Origin of the sequence: Sporosarcina sp. P32b (assembly GCF_002743335.1) — a bacterium.
Classification (GTDB): Bacteria; Bacillota; Bacilli; order Bacillales_A; family Planococcaceae; genus Sporosarcina.
In genome coordinates this window covers 75,759-86,535 of the sequence record NZ_PDZB01000015.1, presented here as the reverse complement: position 1 = coordinate 86,535, position 10,777 = coordinate 75,759, and the positions used below count along the sequence as shown (strand labels likewise).

The following is a 10,777-nucleotide window of genomic DNA, read 5'->3' as shown; positions in this document are numbered from 1 at the left end:
TCCACTGATTTGATTCGACACCAATACAGTAGAGAAATTTTGGAAGGCTGGCAAGCCTTTTTTTATTATTTTACAATTGCAGCGTTATGTACTTATTCCTTTCAAAACTCTGTACTTCTATCTTGCACTACACAAGAATGTTATTATAATAATATGGCCCTTTAACGGCATAATCCTTATTCAAGTATTGCACCCGTTTGCTTCTGATCATTATTCAGGAAATATACTCTGCCCAATATTATTTTAAGAGTTTTTTCTCTTCAGCCAACTTTCTTTTTTCAGTTTCATATTGATAGAATCTATCCATTCACCTTCAAATTCTAGATCGTTTTTATCAATATTTTCTATTTCAAAGCCAACTTTTTCATAAACATACTTGGCCCTTGGATTAAAATCAAAAACACTTAAAGTAAGTTGGTTCAGTGTAGTGTTAGTAAATATATAATCAATTATAAGTTGGGTTGTTTCAGTTCCTAATCCACGATTTCTACCCCTTGGTCCAATAAGTATCCTAAAATTCATGCTATGATTTTTTTCATCGTATAAATTGACCACTACCTCTCCCACTAGTAAGCCCTGGGATTGGTCAACAATAGCAAGATCCAGGCGATCAGTTTGTTCATTTCTTGTATTGTACCATTGGAGAATTGATTCTCTATTAAAATCCGAACTGCTTCCTGTCAGTTTTAATACTTCGGGATCCTTTAAGCATTCTTCTATAAAAGGAAAGTCTTCGTCTTTAAAAGGTCTGAGAACAACTTTTTTCCCTTCTATCATTGGTTTATGACCTAGATACACCATTTCTTTTCACACTCCATTAACTCAATTTAAGATTTACCTGTATTAATTGGGACATCATGTAATACTACACTGTGATCCCCAACAATATTGTACCTGTTGCTGAAAAGGGTGCAAATTCTTGTTAAAGAATCTGAACCCTTTTGTAGAATATTATTTTGAGGATGTATATTCCTTCCAAGTTACTTATTCCTACGCTTAACATTACCAGAGTAAGAACAGTGATGTTTATCGCCTTGTTATGAAAATGAGATAACCAACATTATTAAATTCATAACAATATGTGCAAACATATGTCCAAGCATTGCAAGCTCTAGATTGTGCTTCCAATAAATCCAACCAAAGAATAAGCCACCAATACTATTCAGGAGAATCATTCGGAACCAAATGAATGCGGTCATTTCTGTCATATTTGCGGTTGCGCTATAATGACCTAATGCAAATAGTAAGGCGCTAATGAATATGGCTAGGATAAAGACCCAATTAGTAGGTTTTTCCGATTTCCGATTAAATAATTGCCAAAAAATAAAAACCAACAAGCTCATCACACCGAAACGCATTATTAGTTCCTCAACAACCCCTCCGTACAGTAAAGCCGATATAAAGTGTAATGCGGAATACGGTTGTAATGTTTCGATTAAGCTATCTGGTAAGTACGATTGAAAAAAATAATCGAAACCAATCACAACGGCAGCTGTAATCGAACCTAGTATTATAGCTAGTTTAATACCATTTATCCAATCTGATTTTGACTTTACTCTAGCGTTAGGGTGAATAACCACAGATTTCAAACCAACTTTATGAGCTGTGAAAAATCCAATTACAAGCCCTACTATTATTATGATGAAATTGGGAGTTACGGCGAGTAAGGCTAACATTTCAGGTGATCCCGAAATCCCCATCATTTCACTCAATTGCTTTAACTCGGTCGGATTTGTCAATAATATCGATAGTCCAATTAGATAAAGGAAAAACATTGCAATGATACTAACTAAAAGATAAATTAATAATCCTTTAACACTTTTTTGCTTTGTCATATACAACCCCCTCGTATATTAGTTGGAAAATCCTTACATTAACATTTTAAATAATTTGCATCCTCTTATCTAGAATCCATTCCATCTACCGAACCGGTATCTCCATGAAAACAGCAGGTTACCTATGCCGTTTCACTTTTTCAGCCCGTGGCCAAATGAAGTAGGAGAGTGAGACCACCATATCAAGGCCCACAATGAGCGCCCATAACTTCAGCATTTGAGAGAGTGCTTCCGTTTTATTGGCATCTCCAATGAGGTAAATCATTATAAACAAGAAACCGCCACCGATGATAAATGCTAGTACATGTTGTAACGCACCTTTCACGGAATGGCGTGCATGGGCATATCCTGTTTTCTTCGCTGGTTTTGTGCCTTGTTTCTTGATGTAGTAAAGAAAGCGTTCGTCCGCCCAGCCAATCATACTTTTTCCGAAAGCAATCGATACACCTAGATAAATCGCCGCAATGGCATGAACTTGTGTAGCAACAGCGCCGTTGTACAGATCGGTAGCCGTGACGACTAGCAATAGTAAATCGATGACTGGTGTTAATGCTAGAAAAAATAAGCCGAGCCGTTTTTTGTTGAATACATATCGTGTAATGAGTCCTGTAAGAATAACGACCCAAAAACCTATTTCACAAGCAATAATCGTCCAAGCAATGAAATCCATGTATTCACCTCCTTTACTAGAGTGATATTGTTTATGTATATACTAGCATAATTATTCTGAATCGTTTGTGATCATGACGCTTTTTGATATCGGAACACCTATCTTCTAGTATATTTCATCACACTAGTTGAAAGCATAAAGAAAATAATAGTGATTAGTAGTAGATACATCACACTGACTAAAGGGGAGATATGCCAACCATTTACTTTGAAAACCACTCCCATATTCAACTGAAAGCTTTCTTTCATTTCAACGGGTGCTTGAGCGAATGCTTCAGTCATTGGAGCGTCCATGAGAATTTGGCGAAGCAAAGCGGCGATATGGGAGATGGGGAAAATGTGAATCATACTTTGTAAGTAGGCAGGTAAAGTGCCGATTGGAATGTAAATGCCGGTAAGGAAGCCGATCAATGTACCAATTACTGTACTAGCTGCAGCAAATGCATGGGAGGTTTTAAAGAAAATGACGAGTAAAGAGGTCATGGAACTAGCAGTCAAAACCGCTAGAAATAGTACGCCTACCGATTGAATGAGTTGTGTGAATGAAAGTAAAGGCTCACCAGTGGCGAGAAGCATTGCATTTGCTACGAGAAGCGTCATGATGCACATAAGAAATCCTATGGAGAGTGAACTGATTATATAGCCACCGAGTAATTGGGGTGGTTTGATGGGCGTCACACGGAAATCTTTATAGGCATTCGTTGCTTGGTCATTTACCATCACACTGAATGCACCTAATGTTGTCGTCACACTCGTCACCGTGATGACACCAGCGATAATCCAAGACAGCAAGAGCCAATGCTTCGCTGGAAAGTCCGGCACTCCATCCGCGATCAAATCGCCAAGAAAGAATACATAGAGTGCAATCAAGATTAAGACGGCTAGCAATGAGAAAAACACTGCAGATTTATCACGGAAATAGAGTAATAAGTTTCTTTTGGCAAAAATTAGCATGGTCTACACATCCTTTCGATCATGAATACGAATAAAGACATCATCCAAACTAGATTTTCGTACTTCAAAAGATGAAATAAGCGATTGGTATGTAGTGAGTATAGGAATGGCTGCTAGCGTATTCGGTAAGTCGATTGTGTATCCGCCAGTTTCTTCTTGATACTGCACATGATCTCGTTGAAAATGTGTGCGCAATGCAATGTGGTCGGTCGTCGTAATAAATAAGCGATCTGCAGAGTATTGCTGTTTTAAATCTATCGGAGTTCCTTTGGCGATAATCCGTCCTTCTTTTATGACGATAACGAAATCTGAATTCGCGGCTTCTTCTATATAATGTGTCGTCAGAAAAACGGTCATGCCATGCTCTTTTTGTAAGTGTCCGATCATTTTCCAGATTTGCTGCCGACTTTGTGGATCGAGTCCTGTTGTCGGTTCATCGAGGAGCAAAATTTTGGGTTGGTGTAGGAGGGCACGAGCGATATCGACTCTTCGCTTCTGGCCGCCAGACAATTTGCCGTATCGTCGTTTTAAGATGGAATGAATATCTACAATTTCAGCGCAACGCTGTATGGCCGCTAGCCGTTCCTGCTTTGCCATTCCATACAATTGTGCACGTATTTCTAAGTTCTCTTGAACAGACAATAGCGGGTCTAGCAAGCTTTCTTGGAATACGACTCCGATCTCTTTCCGAATTACTTCATCCTCTTTGCCAACCGTAAATCCGTTGACCGTTACGGAGCCACTATCAGGTTGAAGTGCGGTTAAAATAATAGATATGACTGTCGATTTGCCGGCGCCGTTCGTTCCAAGAAATGAAAATAGACTTCCTTTTGTTACGTAGAAGCTCATATCATCAACAGCGTTCACATGACCGAACGATTTACTGACATTCTCCACATCAATGATTGTTTGTATCCTGACTCCTCCTCTGCAAGATCATATGATTTATTTTTAACTCATCTGCTTTATTGTTCAAGTAAATTAGTACAATAACAGAACCATACGCAATAAGCCCCACCAATACAGCCGTCACTACGTTATACAACCCAAAAGGATATAAGTTGAAAAATGCACCGGCTACGATCATCACAGTCATGACGCAGCTCACTTCTAACACATACATCAAAATCGGATTCTCTATTGGTAATTGATGTGAAAGAAAAATAAGAATCGTAATGATGATAGAAATGACTAGCATGGAAAGCGTCATGTTTTCTGTCAGTGGAGGGTAGATTCCAAGAAACCGGAATAGTGAATAGACGAACGTGCTGAATGTAAATGCGAAGCAAGCCCCGCTTATATAGAGTAAAAGATGTTTCAACCGCTTCACCTCATCCTAGGAAATGCTTTCGAAATATTTTTGCGTAATGACGATTCACGATGACCAGTTCACCGTTTTCTAAGACGGCTTGAAATCGCCCATTCAATAACGCACGAACACTTTCAATTTTGGATGTATTGACCATCATATGTTTGCTGATCCGCAGAAATCGCGTATCTTTCAATTGATTCTCAAATTCATACAGCCGTAATTCGCTTTCATAGACGTCATCCTGTGTGTATAAAAAGGATGCATTGTCCACTGTTTCGATATAGAGAACCTCACTAGATTGTATCGAATAGACAGCGTCATCTTTTGTAACGGTAAAGCTATACATCATTTGATTGATCTGCTGTATGAGGCGGGATAAGCGCTCATCTACTTCAGGGCATCTGATCGTGATTTCAATCTCCTGAAATTCATTGGATTCTTCAATTTTCAGCTGTATGGTCATCACCTCTATTCATTGTTCATGGCTGAATCGTATCATGGTGATGGAAATCGAACAATGGCTTTTGTGGTGACCTGCATGTAGAGGGGGGTTAGTTACATAAAGAGCTTTTGCTATTCAATTACGTTGCCAGCCTCATTGTTTTAATGCAAAGTAAAGATCACGACATGGAATGTATCAATCGACTGTTGAAAGATAGTCAGTTTCGGTATAATCAAGAGAGAAGAAGCGCGTCAGGTCGCAAAGGAGTGAAGCACGATGCAAAGTTATATCGTTATGCAAGGACGTACATATGATGAAGAGAAAGAATTAGGTGTGCTTTGGTCATTGCAGCAAGACAGTATAGGCAATGTTCATCATTTTTGGGAACGGATGAAGGAAGTGCGCGGGGGAGATCGTATCTTTCATTATGTAAAAGGGGATATTGTCGCCATAAGTGTGGCGAAGTCGAGTTACCGCGAGGAACGAAAGCCGTCTTCGATTCCATTGACAGATAGTGAAGACGCCAAAGGATACTTAGTGGAAGTGGAGTATCATGAACTCGATCAATCGTTGACGATTGCGGATTGTTTCGATGAACTTCTACCGCTATTGCCGATTAAGTATTCTGCATTTCAAGAGAATGGCAATGGAAACCAAGGTTATCTCTTCCCATGCAATGAAGAACTGACGATTAAATTAGTTGAGTTGATTGCAGATTTGAATATCTATGAGATCGATGAAGAACAATTGGAGTTCGTTATGGGCACCGTGCAGAAGACGGAGCATGATTTCCTCATTCCGGTACTTGCTGAAACCGAATCGGAAACGAAAACGAAAGTGCGAATGGGTCATCAGCGCTTCCGCAACGAACTCATGCAATTATGGAATGATCAGTGTGCGCTATGCGATATCGAGCTACCGGAATTATTGCAAGCTAGCTACGCTAAACCTTGGAAAGATTGCACGAACAACGAACGCGTTGATCCGAACAATGGCATTCTGCTCTGTCGCAATCATGATGCGCTCTATCATTACGGTTTCATTGCGTTTGACGGAACTGGCAAAATTCATATTTCATCTAGAATTCTTGAAGAGGATTACGAGAAGTATGGATTGCACAGCAAGATGAGAGTGAATCGAACGGAGAACAACAAGCCATATTTGAAATGGCATAAGAAACATATGTTTAAGGAATAGAACTTACCGTCATCACCGCACATTCAGTGAGTGATCGAATATAAGCGCTCGTGTTCCGGTTAAATCACCATACTTCACCGATCGCCTTGCAAAACTTGGTGAGTTTACCCTCTTTTTGTAGTATGATGCATAGAGAGTGTGAATTCGATAACATATTGTGCGGAGGTACGACATGAATTATGGTGATCCGTTAAAAAATAAAGACATAGAACGAGATACGACAATTTATAATAGTGAAGGTTTTGACAGACGAGGGTTTAACAAGTTTGGTTATGATCGTCACGGCTTTAATGAACAAGGATTTAATGCCAGTGGTTTTGATAAGTATGGCTTTGATGCACAAGGCTTTGACAAAAATGGCTATAATAATCAAGGGTATGACAAAGAAGGATTTAAGGCAACGGGCTATAATAAAGCGGGCTTTGATCGAACGGGTTATGATCGTTATGGTTATGATGCAGAAGGTTATAATAAAAGTGGTTATAACGTCCAAGGCTATGACAAAGAAGGCTATAAAGCGGATGGTTTCAACCGCCAAGGCTTTCACAAGAATGGCTATAACAGGGACGGTTATGATGTCCATGGCTTCAACCGTGCGGGTTTCAATAAACAAGGCTATGACAAATACGGTTTCAATAAATACGGTGTCAGTGCCCAAGGTTATGGGACGGATGGATTTAATAAGCTAGGTTATGATAAGAACGGTTTTAATCGTCAAGGCTATACTAAATTCGGCTATGACAAAAGAGGGTTCAATCGTGATCGCAAGCATATGAATGGTACAATGTATGACGGCAAAGGCTTTGATTTTCAAGGCGTTCATCTAAATAATAGTCCATTCGATGATCACGGCTTTGATCAAGCGGGCTTTGATGCAGACGGCTATAATAAAAGAGGATACAATCGCGAAGGTTTTACACGCGATGGCGCCCATATTAGTGAAAAGACGTATGATGCAGAAGGTTATGATCAGCACGGTTACAATCGAGATGGCTTTGACCGAGCAGGATACGATGCATCGGGCTTAAATTCGCTGGGCTATGATTCGGAAGGCTATGATGCACAAGGTTTCAATAAACATAGCATGGATCGTGAAGGCTATAATCGAGACGGATTTAATAAAGCAGGCGTCGATCGAGAAGGTTTCGGGAAGAATGGACGAAATCGCCAAGGCTATGATAAAAAAGGTTTTAATTTGCAAGGTTATGATAAGAACGGTTTTAATAAAGAAGGCTATAACCGATTCGGCTATGATCGATATGGTTTTAATCGGGATGGCAAACATGCCAATGGTACGAAGTATGATACAAAAGGGTTCGACTGCAACGGCTTCACCCCACAAGGACTCCACCGAAATGGAACGGACCGGGATGATCAAGGCTATGATAAGTCTGGCTATGATGCGGATCGATATGACCGAAAAGGTTTCAATAAACTCGGCTACGATCGAAATGGTTATGATAAATATGGCTATGATAAATCAGGTTTTCGAGCGGATTCGAAATAAGATTCGTCACTATTAAATAATGAACACCTAGAAAGTTAGAGTATTCCTCTAATTTTCTAGGTGTTTTTTAAAAGGAGTTATGTTGGACTTAGAAAAATACAGAGTGAAACTAAAACAGCCCACACTTCAATGGAAAAGTGCGGGCTGTTTTGTATTAATTTATTATAGCGTACATAAATACTCTTCCAACCACTGATCCGCATCCTCTTTTGAAGAAACGTCTCCATTTAGCTGGCTCACTTCCAAGTGTAGCAAGATCTTAGAGAAAGTTGGACCTGGCTTCAGTCCTGCTTTGACTAAATCACCGCCATTCAAATAGCTTTGCAGCTTGTTACGATCATATAAATACTCCATAACGGATTCCTGATAGGGCACTTGATTAGCCACTAGAATAAACAGAATAGCTTCATCGGAGTAGTCATGTAAAAACAGATGGTAGTCTCCTGTTTGTGTAGACTCATTCCATTGTTCATGTTTTTGCAACTCCATGATTTCTTCCAATAACTTTTTCCTGTTCTTCCGCAACGTGAATTTCTCTGCGGCATACAAGCTATCATTACAATAGAAGGGGAGTAAAAAGTAATTGAACCAACTAGGTTTTTCAGCGATTTTTAAATTCGTAATCTTACGTACTTGTTCGTTGTAAATTTGTTCTAGATTTTCAGCCGTAGCAACCGATGCATCCATCTGTTTTTCATTCACACCGAACTGTTGCCATACATTCAGTTCAAACAGGCGTCGGATCACTTCTTGCGGACTGCCTTCGGTAAATAAACGGATCATTTCTTCGTTAATGCGTTGAGGTGACAAATGGATTACTTTATCGATCGACTCAAGCGCCAATTTTTCTGTCTGTTCATCCATCGAAAATCCAAAACGTTGTTCAAAACGTACCGCTCGGAAAATGCGGGTAGGGTCTTCGACAAAACTAATATTATGAAGAATTTTGATTTTCTTCTCACGTAGATCATTCTGCCCGCCAAACGGATCAATCAATTCACCGAACGCTTCGGCATTGAGACGGATGGCCATGGCGTTGATCGTGAAATCGCGGCGCTGCAAATCATCGCCGAGAACGGATGTCTCGATCTCGGGTAAAGCAGCAGGCTGTTCATAATATTCGAGTCGAGACGATACGATATCGATTGATAAGCCGGACGGTGTATTCCATGTCGCCGTGCCAAAACTTTCATGTTCAATGACGTCGCCACCATGTGTATCCATCAAGCTATTGGCCAATTCAATTCCATTACCTTCCGCGACGATATCAATATCGAAATTTGGCTTGTCCAATAAAATATCCCGGACAATCCCACCAATTAAATAAACAGGCACGTCGATTCGACTGGCAGTTTCTCCGATTTCTTTCAACAACTGGAGAGCTTCTCCTGGCAGTTGCTTTTGCATTTTATTAATGATCTCACGGGAAGGTGGAGTGTCTGCTGTTTTTTTATCCGCCATCATATCGCTATAGAGAACTTGGATAATATTCGATCGAGTCACAATGCCAACGATTTCTCCGTCTTCAATGACAGGCAAGCGACCGATATTGTGTTTAATGACAAGCTCTTGGATTTCTTCGAGTGACGTATCGGGCTCAATAGTATACATTTTAGTCGTCATATACGCTTTTACAGGCGCATGTCCGAGTCCATGATGATTCCCTTTATCGAGATCTCGTCTAGTAATAATGCCGACTAGTTTTTTATTTTCGACAACCGGGTAGCCGGAGTGTCCGTAGCGATACATGCGACGCCCCGCTTCTTCGATCGTTGTATCGGGTGTCAGTGTTTTAACAGGAGAAGTCATCAGCTCTTTTGCGGTAATCGCTGGCCGCAGTATTGTTTCCAAACTGCTGTTGATATCTTCAAGAATCGCTTCTTTATCTCCTTTTTTCACCGTAGCGGAACCGGCGTGTTGATGACCGCCACCGCCAAGTTTTTTTAGAATGGGTTGCAATGTGATGCGTTCTGAGTTTGCACGTCCCACGATAAACACGGAGTTTTTCATTTTAACAACAGTAATGACCGCATCGGTTCCTTTAACGCCTAACACCTTTGTTGTAATCAACGCAAGGCCGTTTACGAAATGATCTAACTCATGTGTGCTGACGGCAATTTCAAGACCATCTACTTCATGAATTTCAGTATGGGTAAGAAGTTGATCTAATAAATCTTGCTGTTCGAATGTCAACGTTTCTTCCGCGAAACTCCCGACCATTTCGAGGCTCATTCCTTGCTCAAGCAGATAAGCAGCTGCCTTCATATCCCGTACCGTGGTGCTCGCATATGTAAATTTTCCTGTGTCTGTATACAGGCCAAGCCCGAATAATGAAGCTTCGAAACTTGAAATAGCTATATTCTGTTTACGTATTTCTTCAATAAGTAGAGTGACCGCAGCGCCAGTTAATTCAACGATACCTTCATCATATTGCACATCATTTTCACCTTTTTGGTGATGGTCGTAGACGATGATTTTTCGCTTAGATGCATCGAAATCGTCAGGAAGTTTGCCGATTCTAGCTAAAGATGCAACATCGACGATAATCATTTCCGTCACTTGTTCCCAGTCGACGTGAGCGCTTGGCACAAAGTCGAAGACATCCCGATAAATATTTAAGAAACGTTGTACGCGACTTTCGAGCTTATCTGAAATAATTAGTTGTGCGTCCGGATACAGTTTTTTCGCCGCAATCATTGAAGCAAGTGCGTCGAAGTCTGTATTGACGTGTGAAGTAATAATTTGCACGGGTAGTACCTCCTATTTGAAAGTGGTTCAAGTAGTATAAAAAGAAAAGTAACCACCCTCTATCCTGACCAAGTGGAAGGTGGTTACTCGTTAATTTCGATTGTGTTCATGAG

10 protein-coding genes are annotated in these 10,777 nt (G+C 40.3%); 2 read left to right on the top strand and 8 right to left on the bottom strand.

What is annotated here, in order from left to right; translation table 11 throughout:
- Positions 1–243 precede the first annotated feature (243 nt).
- The 7 genes from CSV64_RS11350 to CSV64_RS11320 all read right to left on the bottom strand — a co-directional run bounded on the left by CSV64_RS11350 (position 244) and on the right by CSV64_RS11320 (position 5,233).
- Positions 244–777: a GNAT family N-acetyltransferase gene (locus CSV64_RS11350; protein WP_233190449.1), complete on the bottom strand. Its 534-nt coding sequence runs from the start codon at positions 775–777 to the stop codon at positions 244–246.
- A gap of 260 nt (positions 778–1,037) precedes the next feature.
- Positions 1,038–1,835 (bottom strand): CPBP family intramembrane glutamic endopeptidase, encoded by a 798-nt coding sequence (locus CSV64_RS11345; RefSeq protein WP_099634571.1) that lies wholly within the window; start codon positions 1,833–1,835, stop codon positions 1,038–1,040.
- Positions 1,836–1,953: 118 nt separating this feature from the next.
- Positions 1,954–2,505 carry a hypothetical protein gene (locus CSV64_RS11340; RefSeq protein WP_099634570.1) on the bottom strand — a complete coding sequence of 184 codons (552 nt, stop codon included), beginning with the start codon at positions 2,503–2,505 and terminating at the stop codon, positions 1,954–1,956.
- Positions 2,506–2,603: 98 nt separating this feature from the next.
- Positions 2,604–3,458 carry an ABC transporter permease gene (locus CSV64_RS11335; RefSeq protein WP_099634569.1) on the bottom strand — a complete coding sequence of 285 codons (855 nt, stop codon included), beginning with the start codon at positions 3,456–3,458 and terminating at the stop codon, positions 2,604–2,606.
- Positions 3,459–3,461: 3 nt separating this feature from the next.
- A complete protein-coding gene (locus CSV64_RS11330; protein ID WP_233190448.1) occupies positions 3,462–4,355 on the bottom strand; it encodes an ABC transporter ATP-binding protein in 894 nt (297 codons plus the stop codon).
- 1 nt (position 4,356) lies between these two features.
- Positions 4,357–4,779 carry a DUF3021 family protein gene (locus tag CSV64_RS11325; RefSeq protein WP_099634567.1) on the bottom strand — a complete coding sequence of 141 codons (423 nt, stop codon included), beginning with the start codon at positions 4,777–4,779 and terminating at the stop codon, positions 4,357–4,359.
- Between the two features lie 10 nt (positions 4,780–4,789).
- Entirely contained in the window at positions 4,790–5,233 is a 444-nt protein-coding gene (locus tag CSV64_RS11320) for a LytTR family DNA-binding domain-containing protein (RefSeq protein ID WP_099634566.1), read from the bottom strand.
- Positions 5,234–5,488: 255 nt separating this feature from the next.
- On the opposite strand from CSV64_RS11320, the gene CSV64_RS11315 reads away from it, so the two are divergent.
- Together CSV64_RS11315 and CSV64_RS11310 are read left to right on the top strand one after the other, a co-directional pair.
- Positions 5,489–6,409, top strand: a complete 921-nt coding sequence (locus CSV64_RS11315; protein ID WP_099634565.1) for an HNH endonuclease — start codon at positions 5,489–5,491, stop codon at positions 6,407–6,409.
- 172 nt (positions 6,410–6,581) lie between these two features.
- Complete coding sequence (locus CSV64_RS11310) at positions 6,582–7,916, top strand: hypothetical protein (RefSeq protein WP_099634564.1); 1,335 nt, start codon at positions 6,582–6,584, stop codon at positions 7,914–7,916.
- A gap of 162 nt (positions 7,917–8,078) precedes the next feature.
- Here the strand turns inward: CSV64_RS11310 and CSV64_RS11305 are convergent, their stop codons facing one another.
- The gene (locus CSV64_RS11305) at positions 8,079–10,664 is read right to left on the bottom strand and encodes a CBS domain-containing protein (protein ID WP_099634563.1); all 2,586 of its coding nucleotides are present in this window, start codon (positions 10,662–10,664) and stop codon (positions 8,079–8,081) included.
- Positions 10,665–10,777: the final 113 nt, after the last annotated feature.